Source organism: Proteus sp. G3927 (assembly GCF_963894685.1).
GTDB lineage: Bacteria > Pseudomonadota > Gammaproteobacteria > Enterobacterales > Enterobacteriaceae > Proteus > Proteus mirabilis.
In genome coordinates this window covers 37,159-61,436 of the sequence record NZ_CAWQGX010000010.1, presented here as the reverse complement: position 1 = coordinate 61,436, position 24,278 = coordinate 37,159, and the positions used below count along the sequence as shown (strand labels likewise).

General features: G+C 38.8%; 19 protein-coding genes and 1 pseudogene. 11 read left to right on the top strand and 9 right to left on the bottom strand.

The window, feature by feature from the left end; genetic code table 11:
* Nucleotides 1–589: 589 nt before the first annotated feature.
* The gene (sodC, locus tag AACV00_RS03495; RefSeq protein ID WP_017628093.1) at nt 590–1,114 is read right to left on the bottom strand and encodes a superoxide dismutase family protein; all 525 of its coding nucleotides are present in this window, start codon (nt 1,112–1,114) and stop codon (nt 590–592) included.
* A gap of 173 nt (nt 1,115–1,287) precedes the next feature.
* Nucleotides 1,288–3,885: a type I DNA topoisomerase gene (gene topA / locus AACV00_RS03490; RefSeq protein WP_108716977.1), complete on the bottom strand. Its 2,598-nt coding sequence runs from the start codon at nt 3,883–3,885 to the stop codon at nt 1,288–1,290.
* A gap of 305 nt (nt 3,886–4,190) precedes the next feature.
* Here topA and AACV00_RS03485 point away from each other — a divergent pair, with 305 nt between their 5' ends.
* Nucleotides 4,191–4,439: a YciN family protein gene (locus AACV00_RS03485; RefSeq protein WP_036896103.1), complete on the top strand. Its 249-nt coding sequence runs from the start codon at nt 4,191–4,193 to the stop codon at nt 4,437–4,439.
* A 332-nt stretch (nt 4,440–4,771) separates the two neighbouring features.
* On the opposite strand, the gene sohB is transcribed toward AACV00_RS03485, so the two are convergent.
* Complete coding sequence (sohB, locus tag AACV00_RS03480; protein WP_108716976.1) at nt 4,772–5,818, bottom strand: protease SohB; 1,047 nt, start codon at nt 5,816–5,818, stop codon at nt 4,772–4,774.
* 213 nt (nt 5,819–6,031) lie between these two features.
* Here sohB and AACV00_RS03475 point away from each other — a divergent pair, with 213 nt between their 5' ends.
* A complete protein-coding gene (locus AACV00_RS03475; protein ID WP_026090429.1) occupies nt 6,032–6,793 on the top strand; it encodes a YciK family oxidoreductase in 762 nt (253 codons plus the stop codon).
* Nucleotides 6,794–6,816: 23 nt separating this feature from the next.
* The gene (gene cobO / locus AACV00_RS03470; protein WP_004243052.1) at nt 6,817–7,407 is read left to right on the top strand and encodes a cob(I)yrinic acid a,c-diamide adenosyltransferase; all 591 of its coding nucleotides are present in this window, start codon (nt 6,817–6,819) and stop codon (nt 7,405–7,407) included.
* Nucleotides 7,408–7,459: 52 nt separating this feature from the next.
* Here cobO and AACV00_RS03465 read toward each other — a convergent pair whose 3' ends face one another.
* From AACV00_RS03465 to rnm, 4 genes are all read right to left on the bottom strand, one after another.
* Nucleotides 7,460–8,371, bottom strand: a complete 912-nt coding sequence (locus AACV00_RS03465) for a hypothetical protein (protein WP_223231924.1) — start codon at nt 8,369–8,371, stop codon at nt 7,460–7,462.
* Nucleotides 8,372–8,604: 233 nt separating this feature from the next.
* Entirely contained in the window at nt 8,605–9,531 is a 927-nt protein-coding gene (gene rluB / locus AACV00_RS03460; protein ID WP_004243055.1) for a 23S rRNA pseudouridine(2605) synthase RluB, read from the bottom strand.
* Nucleotides 9,532–9,897: 366 nt separating this feature from the next.
* Complete coding sequence (locus AACV00_RS03455; RefSeq protein ID WP_004243057.1) at nt 9,898–10,518, bottom strand: L-threonylcarbamoyladenylate synthase; 621 nt, start codon at nt 10,516–10,518, stop codon at nt 9,898–9,900.
* A gap of 24 nt (nt 10,519–10,542) precedes the next feature.
* A complete protein-coding gene (rnm, locus tag AACV00_RS03450) occupies nt 10,543–11,403 on the bottom strand; it encodes an RNase RNM (RefSeq protein ID WP_004243058.1) in 861 nt (286 codons plus the stop codon).
* 318 nt (nt 11,404–11,721) lie between these two features.
* Between rnm and AACV00_RS03445 the strand changes: the two genes are divergently transcribed.
* The 6 genes and pseudogenes from AACV00_RS03445 to AACV00_RS03420 all read left to right on the top strand — a co-directional run bounded on the left by AACV00_RS03445 (nt 11,722) and on the right by AACV00_RS03420 (nt 18,872).
* On the top strand, nt 11,722–13,299 hold the full coding sequence (locus AACV00_RS03445; RefSeq protein WP_071233754.1) for an anthranilate synthase component 1: 1,578 nt from the start codon (nt 11,722–11,724) through the stop codon (nt 13,297–13,299).
* A pseudogene (gene trpD, locus AACV00_RS03440) lies at nt 13,299–14,892 on the top strand (bifunctional anthranilate synthase glutamate amidotransferase component TrpG/anthranilate phosphoribosyltransferase TrpD). The gene AACV00_RS03445 and the pseudogene trpD overlap by 1 nt, the downstream one beginning before the upstream one ends.
* Nucleotides 14,893–14,897: 5 nt before the next feature.
* Nucleotides 14,898–16,271 (top strand): bifunctional indole-3-glycerol-phosphate synthase TrpC/phosphoribosylanthranilate isomerase TrpF, encoded by a 1,374-nt coding sequence (gene trpCF, locus AACV00_RS03435; RefSeq protein WP_012367970.1) that lies wholly within the window; start codon nt 14,898–14,900, stop codon nt 16,269–16,271.
* A gap of 16 nt (nt 16,272–16,287) precedes the next feature.
* Nucleotides 16,288–17,478 (top strand): tryptophan synthase subunit beta, encoded by a 1,191-nt coding sequence (gene trpB / locus AACV00_RS03430; RefSeq protein WP_004243066.1) that lies wholly within the window; start codon nt 16,288–16,290, stop codon nt 17,476–17,478.
* Nucleotides 17,478–18,287, top strand: a complete 810-nt coding sequence (gene trpA / locus AACV00_RS03425) for a tryptophan synthase subunit alpha (protein WP_036907997.1) — start codon at nt 17,478–17,480, stop codon at nt 18,285–18,287. Before trpB ends, trpA begins: the two co-directional genes overlap by 1 nt.
* Nucleotides 18,288–18,557: 270 nt before the next feature.
* Entirely contained in the window at nt 18,558–18,872 is a 315-nt protein-coding gene (locus tag AACV00_RS03420; RefSeq protein WP_004243069.1) for a BON domain-containing protein, read from the top strand.
* A gap of 651 nt (nt 18,873–19,523) precedes the next feature.
* Here AACV00_RS03420 and ompW read toward each other — a convergent pair.
* The gene (gene ompW, locus AACV00_RS03415) at nt 19,524–20,165 is read right to left on the bottom strand and encodes an outer membrane protein OmpW (protein ID WP_004243071.1); all 642 of its coding nucleotides are present in this window, start codon (nt 20,163–20,165) and stop codon (nt 19,524–19,526) included.
* 443 nt (nt 20,166–20,608) lie between these two features.
* Between ompW and AACV00_RS03410 the strand changes: the two genes are divergently transcribed.
* Nucleotides 20,609–21,370, top strand: a complete 762-nt coding sequence (locus AACV00_RS03410) for a YciC family protein (RefSeq protein ID WP_004243072.1) — start codon at nt 20,609–20,611, stop codon at nt 21,368–21,370.
* 132 nt (nt 21,371–21,502) lie between these two features.
* On the opposite strand, the gene AACV00_RS03405 is transcribed toward AACV00_RS03410, so the two are convergent.
* Nucleotides 21,503–23,287: a SulP family inorganic anion transporter gene (locus tag AACV00_RS03405; protein ID WP_046334290.1), complete on the bottom strand. Its 1,785-nt coding sequence runs from the start codon at nt 23,285–23,287 to the stop codon at nt 21,503–21,505.
* Between the two features lie 305 nt (nt 23,288–23,592).
* Between AACV00_RS03405 and AACV00_RS03400 the strand changes: the two genes are divergently transcribed.
* Nucleotides 23,593–24,246, top strand: a complete 654-nt coding sequence (locus AACV00_RS03400; protein WP_004243074.1) for a septation protein A — start codon at nt 23,593–23,595, stop codon at nt 24,244–24,246.
* Nucleotides 24,247–24,278: the final 32 nt, after the last annotated feature.

Sequence of the window (24,278 nt, the reverse complement as noted above, 5' to 3'; positions counted from 1 at the left end):
AAATACTGGGTACAGTAAAATATATTTTGTTTCCAATATGGAAAGCTCAAAAAATAGTTCATAATGCATTGATTTTTAACAGTTAAAAATTAATCACATTCAATTTCATTACCTTGCCACTTTAAATAGCTCAATTTTATCAATATATTTAGCTAATAAGCTTGGTTTAATTAAAATATAATTCTAAATAAGCCGTTTATTTTATTTAGCCTATATAATATGTCTGTTTTTTTAATCTTCTTTTGGGCTTTTTATATTCATTTTATGAATAATGATAAAATTCGGATTGCATAAATAAGGAGAAACGAAATAAATAAAGATTCATATTATGTTAGATATATTATTTTTTATAAATAATTAATCAAATAAGTAATAGTAGAAAATGACGGGGAAAATAGAAAAAGAAAAAATGATATGGTTAACACCCAAAAAATACATAAGAAAAACCGCTTAAAGCAGTCGTTTTTTAATCAATATTAAATGTGATTTCATCACATTGCGATGGGATAAAACTATGCACTATTTTAGTGAGTATAACCATTAACCCAAAAGCCATCATCAGATAGCTTTTGGATTATAAATAAATGAATTATTTAATCACACCACATGCCATTCTAGCACCACCACCGCCAAGCGCTTCTGGGTTATCTGAGTAGTTATCTCCCCCAACGTGAACCATTAAGGCTTTATCTTTAATTTGATCAAGCTTAGTCAGTCTAGGAGCAAGAACGGCATAATCAGCGTCACCTTGACTATTGGCAACCAAACCAGGTAGATCACCTAAATGCCCTTCTTTGTTATAAGGCCCTAAGTGAACACCTTTATTTTCAGGATCAAGATGACCACCCGCTTTTAATGCTGGAACAGGTTTTCCATCTTTCATATCTGGCTCACAAGAGCCATTAGCATGGATATGAAAACCATGAACACCCGGTGTTAACCCAGTAAGTTTTGGCGTAAATAACAGCCCATAATCGGTTTCGGTAATAGTGACAACACCAATATCATCACCCGCCCCTGTAGGTAAGGCTTCTTTTAACGTAACATCTAAGCTCGCCGCACTGGCAACCGATGTAAAGAGTAGTCCAGAGAGTAACAAAGGTATCAGTTTCATAGTATCTTCCTCTTATTATTTATGCTCAGCATAAAGTCGTCGATATCAACAAATAGAGACTCACCATTAATACTGTTTCAATGTACGTTAATTAGCATATCCTCTTAATGCAAAAAAAGCGACTTATGTCAGTAAGTCGCTTTTTTATCTTAAAATATCAATAACTATCGATATTATTTACTTTTTTCAACCCATTTGCCATCAATATAAAAGGCTGACCAACCTGTTGCTTTCCCCTCTTTTTCAGAAGAGACATATTGCTGTTTAGTTTTACGACTAAAACGTACTATGGTTGGATTCCCTTCTGGATCGGTTACAGGTGCTTGTGCTAAGTAGCGCATTTTTTCCGATAATCTATCTTTAAAACGTACTAACTCAGCCACTTTCGGTGCACGGGTTTCCCTTGATTTAGGGAACGTATTGGCCGCAAGGAAAATACCCGCCGCGCCATCACGTAACACAAAGTAAGCATCCGATTTTTCACAAGGCAACTCAGGTAGTGGAACCGGATCTTCTTTTGGTGGTGCAATTTCACCACTCTTTAAGATCTTACGTGTATTTTTACACTCTTCATTGGTGCAACCCATGTACTTGCCAAAACGCCCCATTTTTAGATGCATTTCAGCGCCACATTTATCACACTCAATCACTGGGCCTTCATAACCTTTTAAGCGGAATTCACCTTCTTCAACTTCATAACCATCACATGCAGGATTATTACCACAAACATGTAATTTACGATGAGTATCAATAAGATAACTGTCCATTGCCGTACCGCATTTCGGACAACGACGACGGGCACGTAATGCATTAGTTTCCGCATCATCTCCTTCCAAGATATTAAGTAATTCATCTTCAGGAATAAGATTTATCGTTTGTTTACAACGCTCTTTTGGTGGTAAAGCATAGCCCGAGCACCCTAAGAATACCCCTGTCGTCGCTGTTCTAATTCCCATATGACGGGAACAAGTAGGACATTCAATAGAAGTAATAACCATAGGGTTAGGTCGCATTCCACCTTCTTCTGGATCTTTTTCAGCGACTTCTAGTTGCTGACTAAAATCTGTGAAGAATGCATCTAATACCGCTTTCCAGTTTTCTTGGTTGTTGGCTACATGGTCGAGATGATCTTCCATTTGAGCCGTGAAATCGTAGTTCATCAAATCACTAAAGTTTTCTTCTAAGCGATCGGTAACAATCTCACCCATTTTTTCTGCATAGAAACGGCGATTTTCAACTTTGACATAACCTCTATCTTGAATGGTAGAGATAATTGAAGCATAAGTTGAAGGTCGACCAATACCTCGTTTTTCTAGCTCTTTAACTAATGTAGCTTCACTAAAACGCGCTGGTGGCTTAGTAAAGTGTTGCGTTGGCGATAACTCAGCTAACGCTAATTGCGCCCCTACATCAACCGCTGGTAATGTTTTATCTTCATCTTTACTGCGCATTGCTGGCATGACTTTTGTCCAACCCGCAAAACGTAATGTGCGACCTTTAGCGCGTAGTTTATAATCCCCTGATGCAACCGTAAGTGTGGTTGAGTCATATTTTGCCGGTGTCATTTGACAGGCGACAAATTGATCCCAAATCAGTTGATATAAACGCTTCGCGTCGCTATCCATATCTTTTAAAGATTCAGCCGTCACATTGATATCAGAAGGACGAATAGCTTCGTGTGCTTCTTGTGAGTTCTCTTTGCTTGAATAAACATTCGGCTCTTTAGGCAGATATTTTGCACCAAATTTATCGTGAATATAATCACGTGCCATTTGGATTGCATCCTGACTCAGGTTGGTAGAGTCAGTACGCATATAGGTGATATAACCTGCTTCATAAAGACGTTGAGCCAACATCATGGTCTTTTTCACCCCAAAGCTTAAGCGAGTACTTGCCGCTTGTTGCAATGTAGAGGTGATCAAAGGGGCACTTGGTTTACTGGATGTTGGTCTATCTTCACGGTTTTTAACGATGAAAGTGGCATTCTGTAACGCCTTAACCGCCACCTGAGTTTCCTCAGAGGAGACTGGTTTAAAGGAGTTATCTTGATAGTGCGTCACTTCCATACGCAAGGGTTGTTCATCGGGTGTCAGCAGTGAAGCGTGTAATTGCCAATACTCTTCTGGCACAAATGCTTTAATTTCACGTTCACGCTCGACGAGTAGGCGTACCGCAACTGACTGTACACGCCCCGCAGATAAACCACGCGCCACTTTTTTCCATAACAGCGGAGAAACCATATAGCCAACCACACGATCCATAAAACGACGTGCTTGTTGCGCGTTAACACGGTCAATATTCAGCTCACCCGGTGTTTGGAATGCTTGTGTAATGGCATTTTTCGTAATTTCATTAAACACGACACGACTAAATCTATCATCTTCACCGCCGATCACTTCGCGTAAATGCCACGCGATAGCTTCTCCTTCGCGGTCAAGGTCCGTTGCGAGATAGATATGATCTGCTTTTTCAGCCAATGCTTTTAGTTCAGCGACTACCTTCTCTTTACCCGGCAGAATTTGGTAGTTTGCATGCCAACCATTATAAGGATCGACACCCATACGGCTGACTAAGGCTGATTTCTCATCCTTTTTAACCTTTTTCACGCCTTTCGTGGCGGATGAGTTTTCGCTCTTCTGGCTGCCAGAACCACTTTTTGGCAAATCACGAATGTGACCCACGCTAGATTTTACTACGTAGTCATTGCCAAGATATTTATTGATTGTTTTGGCTTTAGCCGGGGACTCCACGATAACAAGAGCTTTACCCATAATTACCTTTACCTAATTAAACTTTGTCATGACGGTATTGTTTAATACCCTCAGCTCAGAAAACTTTTGAAATCTCTTTTTATATTGCGTTAGTTTTGCAATATATCAACCTGTTTTTATTCAAAGCTTTTGTTTAAACGCAAAACACGTTACTTTTTTTGAGGTATTTTAATCACCTCATCACTGATTCAGGTCTAAAACATAGCGATGTCTATGTATATAGAGTAGCTAAGCTTTTAAAAATGCCACACTCTACCTGATAAAAAGCGAGGCGCAACAAATTATTTTTCTAAGGAGCATAAATGATGTCGACACAAACTACACCTATTTCCGCAGAGATGCTACTTGAAAAAGCGAATAAAATCATACGTGAACATGAAGACTATTTACAAGGTATGTACGCAGATTCTGTTGAACAAAAAGGCAATGTACTGGTATTTAAAGGCGAATTTTTTTTAGATGAACAGGGCTTACCCACGGCTAAAAGTACCGCTGCATTCAATATGTTTAAACATTTAGCACATGTGTTATCTGAAAAATACCATCTAGCGTGATGATTTTTACTGACTATTTTGGCACTTATTGCCAAGAAATCGGTTATTAACTATCAATATAAGATATAGAGAAGATTTTCAGAGCCTATCAATTCAATATGTAATATCAATTATATTTATTTTCTCTTTATCGCTATATTGAGTCTTCCTAGAAAGAGGAAATATTGCCCGATTGTTGTTAAAAATTATCAATTATTTTTATGCCAGTGTGTACCTCACTGGCTTTTTTTATTCGAAAAACGCTGAATAAATAATAAAAAAATAGCGATACTCAGCTTACATCTAACTACTGAATATCGCTAATTTGATAGCAACTCGTTATTTGATAATGCTTATAACAGTGGGTTTTTACCCCTTTGTAGCCAACGCATCATTAATTTATCCACGCTTTCCATTGCGCCACCAGTAACTCGTTCTACCATTTTTTTCTTCAGGATATATTGAACGGATAATACTTCAAAATCATTAATACGACTGATGAGCCAATCATCGCTGACCCCCACTTCATCAATCAGCCCTTTATCTACAGCATCCGTTCCATACCAATACTCGCCGGTTGCAACACTATCAATATCTAATTCAGGGCGATATTTATGTACGAAAGACTTAAATAGCAGATGAGTTTCATTGAGATCTTGTTTAAATTTCTCACGACCTTCATCCGTATTTTCCCCTAATAGGGTTAGCGTGCGTTTATATTCACCGGCAGTATGTAACTCAACATCAATGTCATTTTTCTTTAATAAACGATGAATATTGGGTATTTGAGCGACCACACCGATAGAGCCGATAATCGCAAAAGGTGCCGCAACAATTTTATCAGCGATACAGGCCATCATATAACCCCCACTGGCGGCGACTTTATCGACCACTGCAGTTAATTTGATCCCTTTATCTTTTAAACGAGTTAACTGGGCTGCTGCTAGGCCATAACCGTGAACCATACCACCGGGGCTTTCAAGACGAAGCAGTACTTCATCACCCGCTTGTGCCACAGAGAGGATAGCGCTTATCTCTTCACGTAATGCACCAACTTCATGGGCATCCATGCTACCTTTAAAATCAATAACATATAAACAAGGTTTAACAACGCCTTTGCGCCCTTCTTTAGCATTGTTTTTACTCAGTTTTTGCTCTTTCTTTTGTTGTTTTTTAAACGCTTTATGCCACACTTTTAATTCAGCCTCATCCATTTTGGCTTGTTGCATAACACGTTGTTTATCGTGGTAAGACTCAGCAAGATCAGTCACCTTTAATGTGCCTTTTCGATGTTGCTTTTTACTACCGATAACCACAAAAAACGAAACAATAGCAATAATAGCGACAACAACTGTCGCAATCTCAGCTAAAAACAGTCCATATTGTAAAATATACTCCACAAAGGCCTCTTTTAAGGTTAATAAAACACAGTGAAATCATAGCACCTAGTTTAACGAAATTTTACGCTGATGCCAGTAACAAAGGCGCCATTCTGGCAGTTATTATCTGTATCACTAGCCGTTAATCACTTTAAAAATGAGTCGCTAAACTGGTTCTTAAGCACATAAGACGTTACACTTTATTTATTTTTCAATAAACAGGATATTAATATGTTGCAATATCAACCCGATCATACTGTATTAAGAGATAAAATAATTCTAGTAACGGGGGCTGGTGATGGCATAGGTAAAGAAGCTGCTCTCACATATGCTCGCTATGGTGCGACATTAATCTTGTTAGGACGTACCTTATCTAAGCTTGAAGATGTACAAAATGAGATTATCACTTCAGGCGGGCAACAACCGATGCTTTACCCTTTAGATCTACTCACCGCGAGCGAGAACGATTATCAGGAATTTGCTGATACTATCGTAAAACGTTTTCCTCATTTGGACGGTGTATTACAAAATGCCGGCCTACTCGGTGTTGTTGAGCCGATAATTAACCAACCAAGTACACTTTGGCATGATGTGATGCAAGTCAACGTTAATGCAACCTTTATGTTGACTAAAGCCTTAATCCCCCTAATGCTTAAGGCACCTCATGCAAGCCTTATTTTGACAACCTCCAGTGTAGGTCGCCAAGGCCGTTATGGTTGGGGGGCTTATTCTGTCTCTAAATTTGCCACAGAAGGCTTAATGCAAGTGTTACATGAAGAATATAAAGACAGTAGCTTGCGTATTAACTGCATCAATCCGGGTGGAACACGCACCAGTATGCGAGCAAGTGCTTTCCCCGATGAAAATGCACAAAAACTTAAAACGCCAAAAGATCTAATGCCGTTATATCTCTATCTAATGAGTGATGACAGCATTGAAGTGAGTGGTCAATCTTTAGATGCACAACCCGATCGTAAAGCCGGACCTGCTGAATAACTTGAGAATATAAGGTTTATCCTATGAGTGATGCACAACACCAACAGCGCCAACAACGTTTGAAAGAAAAAGTTGATGCCCGAATTGCGCAGGCGCAACGCGAACAAGGCATTTTGATGATTTTTACTGGTAATGGTAAAGGGAAAACCACCGCCGCCATGGGAACCGCTACACGTGCGGTTGGTCATCATAAAAAAGTCGGTGTTGTGCAATTTATTAAAGGGACATGGGAAAATGGAGAACGTAATCTTTTAGAACAAGCCGGCGTTCCCTTCTATGTTATGGAAACCGGTTTTACATGGGAAACTCAAGATAAAGCTGCCGATACACAAGCCTGTTTAAATACTTGGCAATATGCACTGCAATTACTCAATTCACCTGACTATGATTTAGTTGTCTTAGATGAACTTACTTATATGATCAGTTTTCATTATCTACCACTTGAAGATGTGGTTGCGGCTATTACTTCTCGTCCTGATCATCAAAGTGTTATTATTACAGGACGAGGCTGTCATAGACAATTAATAGAATTAGCTGATACCGTTACGGAAATGCGTCCTATTAAGCATGCGTTTGACAGTGGTATCAAAGCACAAAAAGGAATTGATTGGTAAAATAAATGCGTATAATAAACTCGTATTATGTGTTCAGATTGCCGTAATATATTTATATCAATACAGGTTCACCTAATATACCTGCACCAAATATTCTTCCGGTCTCTTTTATTAATTGAAAGTAGGCTTCTTTATCATCCAGTATATCATTTTGTATTTGTTGGCTATAAATCCATGCCATAGACATGATATGCAGATGATAAATATTATAAAGCTCTTGTTTCTTATCAGGATCACGAGACGCTAAATACGAGTAAACTATTTCATAAATAGTATTGGCTTCTTGTACTAATTCTTTATTATTAAAATTTATTTCACTCAGTGTAGGATTAAAATCCTCAGTACGTGTATCTTTTTCATTTATCCAACTAAACTGTTCTTTCTTAGCTTGTTTGGTTAATAAATCGTGATTATTCTCGAAATGAATACCATAAGGATATTTGGCTAAAAACGTTTGAAACTCCTCTTGAGAGAAGCATTTAGTCAATACATTGCCTACCCCAGAATTCTTCCAATCTGGTAAATAAGGAGGAATAGGCTCATTTAATGGAATGTCACAACGAAAGATATTGTTGTCGATAAACACAGCATCTGTGCTATTAATGGCACCATGTATTAATTGTCCATTGATCCAAACAGAGCGCGTATCTAAATAAAAGTGTTCTTTATTTTCTTCTGAAGTAAACACGGAAGTAAAGCTATAGTATATTTCCTGAGAGGGATTAATAATCCCCCCATTATTTCCAGGGTAAACCATAAATACTTTCTTTTCACCTGAGTTTGATTCTAATATATGCTCTCCATTGGTTAATGTTATTTTTTTTACCTCACCTTTATTAATCGAAAAATGATTAGTATCAATTTTAAATTGTAACGGCACATTGTTATTGTTACTGATATAAAAAATGCCTGTTTGTGTTGTCGATGTTGTTGCCTCATCACAGCCTAAACTAAGAAAGTTCATACACAACACTGTTGTTAAATAAATATAACGATGCATATTATCGCGTATACCTTATCGTAATAAATACAAATAAAATATTAATATGATAGAAACAGCTTATCATCGTATTAATATAAGCATCATAGTTTTATTTATTATAAAAATAAAGCTATCAAAAAAAGAAGTCTGCTAAAAATTAGCAGACTTCTGTATCTAACTGAAAATTTAATTTGAATTTATCAATAATTATTCGTTTATTTGCTTTTACTTCCCGCTGATTGGCGGCGGCTTGAAGCACGCTTAGCCGGTGAAGTTGAAGTACGCGCAGAAATTTTGGTATGGCGTTTCACCGCCCGACGAATTTGATTTGCTTTAATTCGACGCTGATCTTTTTCGACAGCCACTTTGGTTACTGTCTCATCGTTTAGTTCCACCAGCTGGCGTAAATAGTTAATTTGATTTAAGCCTAGCTCAACCCATCCGCCACGTGGAAGTCCTTTAGGCAAATCAATATCACCATAACGAACACGAATAAGGCGACTAACCTGTACACCTACCGCTTCCCACATACGGCGGACTTCTCGATTGCGTCCTTCCGTTAGCGATACATTGTACCATTGGTTAATGCCTTCACCGCCGCGATAAGAAACCGAACGGAATGATGCCGGCCCATCTTCTAATTGTACCCCACGAGTCAATTGACGAATTTTTGCATCATCAATTTCACCAAAAACACGTACCGCATATTCACGCTCAACTTCACGACTTGGGTGCATTAAGCGATTGGCTAACTCACCATCAGTGGTAAAGAGTAATAAACCACTGGTGTTAACATCAAGACGACCAACGGCTATCCAACGCGCACTATTTAAACGCGGAAGACGTTGGAATACGGTCGGTCTGCCCTGTGGATCACTACGTGTACATAGCTCACCTTCTGGCTTGTAATAAGCTAACACTCGACAAACATCTTTTTGTGCTTCGCGAATACTTAATATACGACCATCTAAACGGATTTTGGCTGTAGAATTGGCATCAATACGATCGCCTAATTTTGCCTTCACGCCATCAATACTGATACGGCCTTCTTGAAGATAGCCTTCAATCTCACGTCGAGAACCATGACCAGAACGAGCAAGAATTTTTTGTAATTTTTCAGTACGTTGCGATTTATCGCTCATGAAACAACCTCATGTGTCGCCTTCACAGGCGTCATAAAATAAATTAGTTTTAAAATCAATCAGGTAAAAAATAACCCATGTTTATTAAACTGTTTAACAAACACAGGTCTATTGATTCAGGGATAAGCCATGCCAAAGTGACAATAAAATGAGCATGACAAATAAAATCGTGTCGATAAAATAGCGCCTAAGGCTTCCATCGTTACTATGCCGTTTACTTCAAAAACAGCTTTCTTGATGTCACTAACCACAAGATGCGCCCAATGGCTTTATCGCAGTGCGTAAATTTAACACAAGCAATAAATCTCTTCACCTTTTATCTCACTATAATAAGTCCCCTATGATGCATTTACCAAATTTAAAAGGTTATTGAAAAGGCGTAATATCGCCCATTCCTTCACGGACAATAACGGGGCTATCTTCTGTTAAATCAATCACCGTGGTTGGCTTTTGCCCCAAGTAACCACCGTGGATCACTAAATCAACCTGTTTACCCAATAAGTCATTAATCTCTTCCGGATCTGACTCTGCAAAATCATTACCCGGTAATATTAAGCTGGTAGACATTAATGGCTCACCGATATTTTCTAATAATGCCAGCGCAATAGGATTAGAAGGTACACGTAAACCAATTGTTTTACGTTTATCATTCATTAAACGCTTAGGTACATCTTTGGTGGCTTTTAAAATAAAGGTGTAGTTACCAGGCGTATTATTTTTAATTAAACGGAAAACAACATTATCAACATAGGCATAAGTGGCAATTTCTGATAAATCTCGACACATTAGAGTGAAATTATGATGTTTATCGAGTTGGCGAATTCGACAAATACGCGTCATCGCATCTTTATTATCCAAACAACAACCTATCGCATAGCCTGAATCTGTTGGATAAATTACCACTCCGCCTTTGCGTAAAACATCCGCACTTTGTTCAATTAAACGAGCCTGCGGATTATCAGGGTGAATGTAAAAAAGTTGGCTCATATATCCCTCAACGACTTTTTGATGTTATCCCTGCCATAATGTCCATACAGGTTCAACATTAGCGGGTAACCATAAATTACGTCCTAGCTCTATCCACGAGCAAGGGCGATGAAAATCAGAACCTAACGAAGCTTTAAGATCATAAGCTTGTGCTAAAGCTGCGTGTTGTTCTCGCTCTTGTGGTGGTTGTTGGCATTGTGCCACTTCTATAGCATCACCACCTTGTTGTTTAAAATAAAGCACTAATCGCTTTAACCATTTAGAGGATAGACCATAGCGACCAGGATGTGCCAATACCGCAACTCCACCCGCTTGATGAATAGCCGTGACAGCGTCACCAATTGAACACCATTGTGGCGGTACATAACCTGTTTTTCCTTTCGCTAGATAGCGTTTAAATACTTTATTGACCGATGCCACATGCCCTTCATTAACCAAAAAACGCGCAAAGTGTCCTCGTGTCACTTGCCCGCCTTTCGCTAGGGCACTTGCTCCTTCCCATGCCCCAGCAATACCCGCTTTAGCTAAACGTTCGCCGATCATTTTAGCGCGAGTTTCACGGCATTGACTCTGTTTTGCTAGGCATGTCGTCATGGCTTGATGTTCGATATCAATCTGTAATCCAACAATATGGATTTCTATATTCTCCCACAAAGTCGATATCTCGACACCTGATATCAAAGTTAAAGGTAAACTTTTTTCTGCAATATAATTTTTGGCAGGTTGGATAGCAGCGGTAGTATCGTGATCGGTTATCGCTAATACCGTAATTTGTTTTTCAATGGCTCTATCGATTAATTCATCAGGTGAGAGCTCGCCATCTGATGCAGTAGTATGGCTATGCAGATCATAAATCACGCGTAAATCAGATAGCAATTCAGTCATTCCTTCTCCCTGTTTATCCTCAGTGATACAACGAATTTTTAAGAGTATGCCATAAAGTACTTGACGAACCCAATATAATCCAGTTTACTAGTACACAACATGAGCTAGTCTATTAAATATAAACTTATCATCCGCTGTAAGGAGATCTTATGAATATCAATCAACGTCTTATTGCTCTGTGGTGGCGCAAAACTCTTTTATGGGCGGTTTGATCTCCTGCTTAGCATCAGTGATATCTAAAACCCGCCTACCGCGGGTTTTTTTATGTGCCAATTTTGTGCTTATCAGCACCAGAAAAAAGAAAATAGAGCGATAATAATGAACACTTCACTTGCATTCCCATTAACAACTAAGGTAACGGCATTGCCTTATCACAGCGAGCCGGCGTTACTTTTCAATACGTTGTGTGAACATCGTCATCACACCTTATTGTTAGAATCCGCACAAATTGATACCAAAGCTAATTTAAAAAGTTTGTTAATCGTTGATAGTGCATTACGTATTAGTGCAAACAAAAATCAAGTGACTGTCGATGCGTTAAGTCTCAACGGCCAATATATCTTAGCGTTATTAAAAAACGCACTAAAAGAAAAAAGCACACTCTCCGTAGAGCGAGCGGAACAATGTATATTTACTTTTGCATCATCATCTTTCCCTCAAGATGAAGAGAGCAAGTTAAAAGCAGCTAGCGTATTTGATGTTTTACGTTTTTTCCTAGCAAATAGCACCGCAAAAGAAGCCAATGCTGTTTTTGTGGGAGGGTTATTTGCCTATGACTTAGTGAACGGATTTGAATCCTTACCTGATTTAGAAGCGGCTTTTTCTTGTCCTGACTACTGTTTTTATTTAGCTGAACAGTTAATTGTGATCGACCATCAACATCATCATAGCCAATTAATTTCCGTTGCCTTTACGGATAATCCACAAGAGTGTCAGCGTCTTGATAACCGTCAGGCACAATTAGTTGCACTCGCACAGCAACCTTTAAAACAACCACAACGTCAACCATTAACACCTCAGCAAGCGGTTGTAAGTAGCAATATGAATGACGAAGAGTATGGTGCTATTGTTGAAGCGATGAAAACCTATATTCGTCGTGGCGATATTTTCCAAGTTGTTCCATCACGTCGTTTTCAAATTAACTGCCCTTCACCACTGGCTGCCTATCAAGTTTTGAAACAAAAAAACCCCAGTCCCTATTTGTTTTATATGCAAGATGCGTTATTTACCGTTTTTGGTGCGTCACCTGAAAGTGCGTTGAAATATCAAGCAAGTGATCGCCAAATTGAAATTTATCCTATCGCAGGTACACGCCCAAGAGGTCGCAATGCCGACGGCTCAATCAATGCTGATTTAGATAGCCGCATTGAGCTTGAAATGCGCACAGATACCAAAGAGTTATCAGAACACCTTATGTTGGTTGATTTAGCACGCAATGATTTAGCGCGTATCTGCCAAGCTGGAAGCCGTTATGTCGCTGAATTAACCAAAGTGGATCGCTACGCTTTTGTTATGCACTTAGTATCAAGAGTAGTAGGAACATTACGTCATGACTTAGATATTTTTCATGCCTATCAAGCCTGTATGAATATGGGGACACTCTCAGGAGCACCGAAGGTCAGTGCTATGCAACTGATTGCACAATATGAAAAAACCAAACGAGGCAGTTATGGCGGTGCAATTGGCTACTTTACTGGTAACGGTGATTTTGATACTTGCATAGTTATTCGTTCTGCTTATGTAGAAAAAGATATTGCAACTATTCAAGTGGGCGCTGGTATTGTGCTCGATTCTGATCCCAAAATGGAGGCGGAAGAAACTCGCAATAAATCACAAGCGGTTATCAATGCCATTTTACAGGCGCATGCTGAAACTCACATGCAGGAGGCTTGCTAATGGCGACGCTCTTACTACTCGATAATATCGACTCTTTTACTTATAACTTAGTCGACCTTTTACGCAGTCAACATCATCAAGTGATCATCTATCGCAATGATGTCAGTGCTTCTTTTATCGAAAAACAATTAAACCTGTTAGATAACCCTATTCTTATGTTGTCTCCCGGCCCTGGTACACCTTCACAAGCGGGTTGTATGCCTGAGCTACTTAATCGCATGTTAGGTAAATTGCCTATTATTGGTATCTGTTTAGGGCATCAAGCCATTATTGAAGCTTATGGCGGTAAAGTCTCTTCTTGTGGAGAAATTTTACACGGTAAAGCTACGCTCGCCACCCATGATGGGCAGGCGATGTTTGAACATCTGCCAAATCCTCTGCCCGTCGCTCGTTATCATTCACTCTCTGGCGAAATTGTGCCTGAGCAACTTATCGTCAATGCGTGGTGTGATAACACCGTGATGGCCGTGCGCCATCGCCAACATCGAACTTGTGGTTTTCAGTTTCATCCAGAATCAATTTTAACCACTAAAGGCGCACAACTTTTACAACAAACCATTGCATGGGCACAAGCACCAAGAGGAGACGCATAATATGGATACTATCTTCAATAAATTATTTGCAGGACAACAATTAAGCTTAGAAGAGAGCCAAACACTGTTTAGTGCGATTATTCGTGGTGAATTAACAGAATCACAGTTAGCAGCGGTATTGATTAGTATGAAAATGCGTGGTGAGCACCCTCAAGAGATTGCCGGAGCGGCTCGTGCCCTATTGGATAATGCCTCTCCTTTTCCACGCCCAGATTATCTGTTTTGCGATATTGTGGGTACTGGCGGCGATGGAGCCAATAGCATCAATATTTCAACAGCCAGTGCGTTTGTCGCGGCAGAAATTGGTCTAAAAGTGGCTAAACATGGTAATCGTAGCGTGTCTAGTCGCTCAGGATCATCAGATTTATTAGCGGCATTTGGTATTCCGCTAGATAAAAGTGCCAACGATGCCCGCCAATTGTTAGATGAAATTGGACTATGCTTTTTATTTGCGCCGCTTTATCACAGTGGTTTTCGCTTTGCCGCACCTGTGCGCCAACAGCTAAGAACACGCACACTCTTTAATGTGTTAGGCCCATTAATTAATCCAGCGCGTCCGCCTTTAGCATTAATTGGTGTTTATAGTCCTGAATTATTAATGCCTATTGCAGATACCTTAAACGTCTTGGGCTACAAACGTGCGGCAGTGGTCCATAGTGGTGGAATGGATGAAGTGTCATTACATGCTCCCACACAAGTGGCTGAATTACACAATGGGGAAATCACTCGTTATCAATTAACCCCAAGTGATTTTGGTCTGCGTCCTTGTGCGATAAGTGATCTTGAAGGCGGTACACCTGAGGTTAATCGCCAATTATTGGCTAATTTACTGCAAGGACAAGGTAAACGCGCACACACTGAATCCGTCGCTGCCAATGTCGCCTTATTAATGCGTTTACACGGACAAGAAGATTTGAAAGCCAATACCGAAGTTGCTATGCACGCAATCTATAGCGGTAAAACCATTAATCGCGTTAATGCGCTAGCCGCAAGAGGATAAAAATAATGACTGTATTAAATGCCATTGTTAAAGATAAAGCCGAATATTTAGTTGCACGTAAAGCACAGCAACCTTTATCAACCTTTATAGATAAGATTGCGCCATCGACACGCTCATTTTATCAAGCATTAACGCAATCACACCCAGTGTTTATTTTAGAGTGTAAAAAAGCATCGCCCTCAAAAGGGATTATTCGCTCTGATTTTGATCCCGTTGCCATTGCGAAAATTTATCAACCCTATGCAGCCGCTATTTCGGTACTGACTGATGAAAAATATTTTCAAGGCAGTTTTGATTATTTACGTCAAGTGAGTGATGCCGTTCATCAACCTGTTTTATGTAAAGATTTTATTATCGATGAATACCAAATTTATTTAGCTCGTTTTTACCAAGCTGATGCCATTTTATTAATGCTTTCTGTTCTTAATGATGAACAGTACCGTGCGCTTAGTGCCGTTGCTCACCAATTAAACATGGGAGTATTAACAGAAGTGAGCACCGAAGAAGAGCGTCAGCGAGCCATTGAGCTTAAAGCAAAAGTGATCGGGATTAATAATCGTAATTTACGTGATCTCTCTATTGATTTATCCCGTACCGAACAACTTAGCCAAGGTTTACCGCAAGAGGCTATTGTTATCAGCGAATCTGGAATTCATACCCATCAACAAGTTAAAACACTAAGTCAATATGCTAATGGCTTTTTAGTGGGTAGTGCCTTGATGTCACAAGAGAATATTGCCCAAGCGGTAAGAGCACTTATTTTGGGAAAGCATAAAGTGTGCGGCTTAACCCGTACACAAGATGTTAAAGCGGCCTATCAAGCGGGTGCCTATTATGGAGGATTAATTTTTGCTGAGAAATCACCACGAAGAGTGACACTGTCACAAGCACAATTATTGGTAACACAAGCGCCATTAGCTTTTGTGGGCGTTTTTCAAAACCAATCTATTGAGCTTATTTGTGACTATGCTAAACAACTTAATTTATCTGCGGTTCAGTTACATGGCGCTGAAGATGCACAATTTATAGCCCAACTAAGGGAAAAAATCGCCCCACAATGTGAAATTTGGCAAGCGCTTAATATGGCTTATCACCATGATATTCAGCACATTGCGCAAGTTAACAAATATGTATTAGATAATGGTACAGGTGGCACAGGCAACACCTTTGATTGGCAAACTATTCCGCCTACTTTACGCCATAAAGCATTACTTGCAGGTGGCCTAAACAGTGATAACTGTTTAGACGCTCTAAACACCGGTTGCTTAGGACTTGATTTTAATTCAGGGGTGGAATCTTCAGCAGGTATCAAAGATCCACAACGTCTATCGCAAGTCTTTACACAATTACAACAAAGCAAATTTTCACAAAATTTCTGACAAGGACAACATCACAATGAGAAAACTTAATCCCTACTTTGGTGAGTTTGGTGGTCAATATGTACCAGAAATATTGATCCCTGCATTAGATCAACTTGAACAAGCCTTTATTGACGCACAAAACGATCCGTCATTTCAGCAAGAGTTTCAAGATCTACTCAAAAATTATGCAGGTAGACCAACGGCACTGACACTCTGTCGCAATTTGACCCAAGGTACTCGTACCCGTTTATATCTAAAACGTGAAGATTTATTGCATGGCGGTGCTCATAAAACAAACCAAGTATTAGGCCAAGCACTGCTAGCAAAACGGATGGGAAAAACAGAGATTATTGCAGAAACGGGCGCTGGGCAACATGGTGTTGCCACTGCGTTAGCTTGTGCTCTGTTAAATATGAAGTGCCGTATTTATATGGGGGCAAAAGATGTTGAACGTCAATCACCCAATGTATTTCGTATGCGTTTAATGGGTGCCGAAGTTATTCCGGTGCATAGTGGTTCATCAACATTAAAAGATGCGTGTAATGAAGCGTTACGTGACTGGTCTGGCTGCTACGAGCGTGCTCACTACTTATTAGGCACTGCGGCAGGCCCGCATCCTTATCCCACTATTGTTCGCGAATTCCAGCGCATGATTGGGGATGAAGCTAAGGCGCAAATTTTAGCCCGTGAAGGTCGTCTCCCTGATGCCGTTATCGCCTGTATTGGCGGTGGCTCTAACGCCATTGGCTTATTCGCCTCATTTATACCAGAAACCTCAGTACAATTAATTGGTGTTGAGCCGGCAGGAAAAGGGATCGAAACAGGAGAGCACGGAGCACCATTAAAACATGGCAAGTTAGGCATTTATTTCGGTATGAAATCACCGATTATGCAAACCGAAGAAGGCCAAATTGAAGAGTCCTATTCTATTTCTGCAGGATTAGATTTCCCATCCGTAGGCCCGCAACATGCGCATTTAAACAGCATTGGCCGTGCAGATTATGTTTCTGTAACAGATGATGAAGCCATTGAGGCTTTTAAAACGCTATCACGCCGTGAAGGGATCATCCCCGCATTAGAATCGTCACATGCTCTGGCCTATGCGTTGAAACTGATTGCCCAAAATCCAGATAAAGAACAACTCTTAATTGTCAATTTATCCGGACGAGGTGACAAAGATATTTTTACTGTTAACGATATTTTAGCTGCACGAGGAGAAATTTAATGAGCCGTTATCAATTATGCTTTGAAGCATTAGCACAAAAACAACAAGGCGCGTTTGTTCCCTTTGTCACTTTAGGTGATCCCGATGCTGAACTGTCGTTAAAAATTATTGACGCATTAATTGAAGGGGGTGCAGATGCGTTAGAGATAGGCATTCCATTTTCTGATCCACTGGCTGATGGCCCTACTATTCAAGGGGCAAACTTACGGGCATTAAATGCTAATGTCACCCCAACCCTCTGTTTTGAGTTATTAAGCCAGATCCGCCAAAAACACCCCACTATTCCGATTGGACTATTGGTGTATGCAAATCTTGTTTTTAGCAATGGCGTTGATAATTTTTACCATAAATGCCAACAAGCGGGTGTTGATTCAGTACTGATTGGTGATGTTCCCTTACGTGAAGCAAAACAATTTCGAGAAGCGGCATTTAGCGCGAATATTGCCCCGATTTTTATTTGCCCGCCCAATGCAGATGATGAGTTATTACAAGAGTTAGCCACCAGCGCAGAGGGATATACTTATCTATTATCAAGAGCCGGTGTTACGGGGACAGATAAACGAGCAGAACAGTCACTCACTCATTTAACCAGTAAACTTAAAGCTTATAATGCACCACCTGCATTACAAGGTTTTGGGATTTCTGAGCCACAACAAGTTTCACAGGCCATTAGTAATGGTGCATTTGGCGCTATCTCAGGATCAGCCGTTGTACAAATTATTGAAAATAACCTACATCAACCTGATGTGATGTTAAAAATGTTGACGCAGTTTGTGCAACAAATGAAAGCCGCAACAATAATCGTTTAAGTCTAAAATTATTATCGCCGTCTGCTTAGAGAAAACTTTTTCCTAAGCAGATTTTTCCTAATTTAATCATTAACAATCGACCATCACTTCCCCATCAGCCTCTATTCGTAGCGCGAGTAATGCTTGATTCGCCTGAACAAGCATAAAACTATTTTTGCTCAGTCAGTTGGCAATCTGTCATTTCTTGCACATACTTTATATAGGGTATACAGCTTTAGGTTTTCTATTCAGTAGTACTCAATCAATAATGTCATTATAAGGAGTTTGATAATGAAACTATGGGCAAAAATTTCTACCGTATTAGCGGCATTACTTATGGCCATGACTTTATCTGCATGCTCTCCAACGGCAACATCAGAAGGCACTGGGGGATATTTTGATGACTCGGTGATCACCACTAAAGTAAAAACAGCTTTAATTGGTGAGAAAAACCTAAACTCAACACAAATTAGCGTTGAGACATTTAAAGGTAAAGTTCAGTTAAGTGGTTTTGTCTCTTCACAGGCTGATGCAAATCGCGCCATAGAAACCGCACGTAAAGTCACTGGCGTTAAAGGTGTCATTAACTCAATGGTTATCCGTTAAGCTATTTTTTATAAGTCAGTAAGAAAAAAGCCACTTCGGTGGTTTTTTTCTTGTCTCATCTAAAGCAATCCACACTCTTTGGTATGAAGATCAATTTTTGACAAATTCTCTGTTTTACTAAAATTAGCCGTTTCTTTTTTACGGGTAAAATACCCCAAAAAAAACCGTTAAAACTAAAGCTATACTTATCTTTTTTCGATGTTATTTTCACCACACTGGTGACTTTCACTTAAATTTGATGCGACCATCATTTTCTTAATAGTACTATTCAATATCAGTAATAATATTTTTGGCCGATTTAGGCGCTATTTTTTAATTATTATTAGGCAATATCATACGCAAATAAAACATGCAAATAAAATACATCTATACATTCCCATTTATGCGAGCCAATTAAATGCTCATCGAGAATAGTGATTATTTTTTTAACTAATAAAAAATATAAAGATGCATTTTTAATGCACCATTAAAATATACCTCTATTATTTTAGTTATAATCAGCTAAGCCTTAATACACATAATAGAGGTAATAAAATTTTTTAGTCTAAACACGATCACTGTAGATAAGCAATTATGATTAACACAGATAAAAAAAAGCGGAGCCACTGCCCCGCTGATACTTAATAGCATATTCTGTTATTGCAAGAATAATTAGAAACGATAACCAACACCAAACATAAACACAAATGGGTCTAAGCGAGTATCCACTTTATAGTGGTTTCCATCGCCATCTTTAAATTTGACATCGGTTTCGATATTCATCCACCAAACAGAAGCATTCAGCATCCAGTTTTTATCTAGGTTATAGTCTAAACCTGCTTGTGCTGCAAAGCCCCAAGAGTTTTTAAGATCAAGATCATTTAATCCAAGTTGGCCTACCGCTGGATTATTATTGAATTTTTCATCAAAGAAGGTCGTAAAGTTTAGACCAGCACCTAAATAAGGGCGTAATTTATCTTCAGCACCACCAAAGTAATACTGTGCCATTAATGTTGGCGGTAAATGTTTAACTTTAGCAATTTCGCCCACACCAGTTAAAGAAACTTTATGCTCAAAAGGTGTTGCTGCTAATAACTCAACCCCAATATTATCAGTTACCATATAACCAAAGGTTAAACCTAATTGAGTGTTGTTATTAGCATCAAAATGCCCACCTAATATAGTATCTGAACCTGTATTAGGACGAACTGTTGCAGTACCCGCACGGAATAAAAAATCGCCCGCTTGATGAGCAAAAGAAATAGACGGTGCAAGTGTTGCAGCCGCTAGAATAAGCGCAGAAAGTTTTTTCATTATTTAACCCATTCCTGTAATAAGTAAAATCTCCGCTAAAATATACCCATTAATAAGTAATTATGATCTAATGCCGATCACAACTTTGGAATTATTTTTGCAGAAAGTGTTATTCCTCTCTTTATTATTTATGATGCTGATTATTTATAATTGATCCACATCAAATTTAGCATTAATACAATATTTTCTTATAATTAAATTTATTGTTTTTAAGAATCATTAAATAAAAGAACCTCATTAAAAGATAATATTTGACAATATCGTTATTTAATTGTTAATTTAATGTTTCATCTGATTTGATTATTTAATTTTCATTCACCAAACGAATGAAAAAAACCTTTCAATAACAATAGCTATAGAAATAACAGAAATGATCCCTTTTTGTTGTCTTAAAAGGTACAATATGTCCCATTGACTTAGTCTATTTGTATAGGAGCAGTTTCATGCCTACCCCGGCACGCACAATCTACCGTGATAGTCTTAACTTTTATAAAAATGAACAACGTAGCATTATCACGCTATCTGCAGTTTTGGCCCTCATTTTAGCTGTCATATATCTATTGGTTGGCCCTAATGCACAAGAATCACAAATAATTAATGACTTTATTATTAATTTTCAAAAAACCAGATTCGCTGATGTCTCACCCGCTGAATTAGAAGCGATGAATAACAGTGTTATTGGGGTATTTCAAAAGGTCTTACTGGTCTATGTTTTTGAGCTTTTTCAGCAAAGTATTCTGGTTTTAGTGATTTTAATGTTGGCAATGGCACTTTCTGCCGGTCATAACGTGACATTGAACCAAACGTTTAATGCCAGCTTACCCCGTTTACCGAAGATGTTTCTGCTAATTTTGCTCTGCTCTATTTTAATTAGTGCAGGCTTTATGTTGATTATCCCTGGTATCATTTTATTAGTGGGATTTGCACTAGCGCCAGTCGTACTGGTACGCCAACAATCTATTGGTAGCGCAATACGTCTAGGCTGGAAAATGGGCTTTGGTGAATCAGGGGCGCTGATCCCTGCCTTAGGAATTTGGATTTTATTACAATTTGGGATTGGCTTCTTAAGCAATATTACGGGTGAATTGCCTAACATGATCCACAAATTTTTATATTATTTTTTAAAGAATATTACGTCTGCATGGATGATTATTTATCTATTCCGTCTGTTTATGCTGACTGAAAATAAATATATCACCAAGTAATCCCCTCGTAGCAAACAATGCCGTGCTAATGTGATTAATAAATTAGCACGGCATTGTTATTAACATAATCATTTAAAAACAATCAATTAATCTTACACACCTATCCAGCCACTAAACCCCATGTTATTCATTCTATCCACCCGTTTCCGTATCCCTGATGAAAGTGGCTTGGTTATCTTCAGCAAACGGCACTTGTTGTTGCTGTTTGTGTTTTTCTTTTATTTGTTGTCGACTTTGATATAAACGAATAACAAAATAGAGATCGGGGGCAATAATTAAATCATCATCATTGATAGTGATCTTGTTACGTGCAATCCAACGATTTAATTCTGTTCTGCGCCCAGCCAATACCAATTTAACGCCTTTGATCCTAAGCTCTCTAATTAGCTCATCAATAACAGCAAAAACACTCACATCGTCATAAGTAAAACTTACGGTAGCATCAACCGCTAACCATGCAGGACGTTGTGGCGCACTGTCCACTAGCTGTAGTACCCGCTTTTTAAAATAGCCAACATTGAAATAGGTTAAGGGGGAATTAAAACGATACATCATCAATCCTGATATCGATTCAATGCCGTTACCTTGGTTGATTGAGTGGATCATTCCTTGTTCATCAACACCTAATAACTGATCACTTGGGCGGAATACAATACGTAAAAATTGCAATAACCCAAGTAACACAGCAAAACCAATGCCGTTAATCAATCCCGCTAACAACACCGCTAATAAAGTAAACGTTGCTAAGGTAAAAGCTTGTCGATTTCGTTTACGATAAGACCAAATATGACGAATACTTAGCAATGACCAAGAGGAAACAATCAGCACAACGCCTAAAGAAGATAACGGAATGTAGGCAATAAAGTCGGTCATAAAAAGCAACACAACTAAAATCACTAACGCTGCCACAATAGAGACCAATTGTGTTTTACCGCCAACAGAATCATTCACCGCAGTACGGCTACTGGCGGCACTTACTGCAAATCCTTGCGAAAGTGCCGATGCGATATTAGCAATGCCTAATGCCTTTAATTCTTGGTCGGCATCAACATCATAACCATTTTTGCTAGCAAAACTTCTTGCCGTCATCATAAAGCTAACAAAACTAATCACCGCAAGGTTAATAGAAGGAACAATTAATTCACGAAGTGATCCAAGATGAAAGCCACTCATTGAAACGATGGGTAAAAAGAGATCACCGTTGTCTGCTTCTTTATCAACAATAGCAATCCCATAATTGACTAAATCAAACTGCCAACTCAAATAGGTCATCACCACCATAGCAATTAACGGAGCGGGCCAACGTTGTCTAAAATGACGAATACCTAATAGTAATGCTAAGGTTAGCGCCGACATCAACAGTGTTGGCCAATGTGCTTCTTTTAATCGAAAAGGTACTTCAAGTAATTTTTCAATTAAATATTCTGGGGAGGTGGTAAAACCAAATACTTTACTCAATTGCCCCACCATGATAGTGATGGCAACGCCATTTAATAGACCTTGTAATATAGGTCTAGAGAGAAAGTCCGTAAATGCGCCAAAGCGAAAATGACTCGCAAGAATGCACCAAAAACCGGTCATTGCAGTCATTATAATGGCCAGTTGCCAACGGGTATTTTCATCCCCCGCAGAAAGAGGGATGACAACTGCGGCTATCACGGCACAAGTTGCAGCATCAGGGCCAGTAATTAATTGGCGTGAAGTGCCAAATAAAGCATACATGATCATGGGTAAGATACAGGCGTATAATCCCACAATGGCATTGATACCGAGTAATTCGGTATAAGCGATAGCAACAGGCAATGCAACCGCAGCAACAGAAAGCCCTGCTTTAATATCATATCCAAGATATTCACGCTGATAATTAAACAATAAGCCTAATCCAGGCATCCATTTTATTATTCTTTTTCCGTTCATTGATTTCCTCTTATCTGAATTACTTTTTCGCGCATTCATCAAAAAGTCGCGTGAAGAGATAATGGCTCAATGAATCATATACTAGAGTGATGTTTTAATCTCCTACCATAATCAATACTTTATCTTTAAATGACACAAGATTAAATTAAACCTTATATTCAATGAGTTAATCTAATATAAAACCGCCATATTGTGATAAATAAGCCTGATCTTATTAAAGATATGCAATTGTTTACCCTTTTCATGTCGCTTTGCATTAGAATAACCTAGTTTATAAATTTAACGACAATAGGTTTCTATCGGTTATGAAAAACGGCTGGCTTAAGCAATTACTTGATTTCGCTCCACTATTAGTGTTTTTTATCTTTTATAAATGGCAAGATATTTTCTATGCTTCTGGCGCATTAATTGTAGCAACATGGATTTCAGTCGGTTTAACATGGCTTATTTTCCATAAAGTCGAAAAAGCACCACTGATCACCGCAATCGTTGTAACGATATTTGGTACATTGACTATCGCTTTCCATTCAGATGTCTTTATTAAATGGAAAGTCACCGCAATCTACGCCATTTTTGCGCTAGTGCTTATTGCGATGCAACTCTTTACGCCGAAAACATTAATGGAAAGAATGCTAGGTAAAGAATTAGCGATGCCAGCGACTAATTGGAAAAAACTCAATATCGCTTGGGTACTGTTCTTTTTAGCTTGTGCGCTGGGTAATCTTTATGTCGCATTTTCTTTATCTCAAGAAACTTGGGTAAACTTTAAAGTCTTTGGGTTAACAATATTAACCTTAATCTTTACTGTGATTAGTGTTGTGTATATCTGGAACAACCGGTTACCCGAAGAAGAGACGAAAGAGGAATCAACAGAAAGTCATACATCTGAAACATCAGATAACGGAACAACATCAACATCTAAAGTATTACATAAAGATGTGACATCTAAATCTGAATAATGACCTCTATTTTATCGGGAGACTGCCTCAAG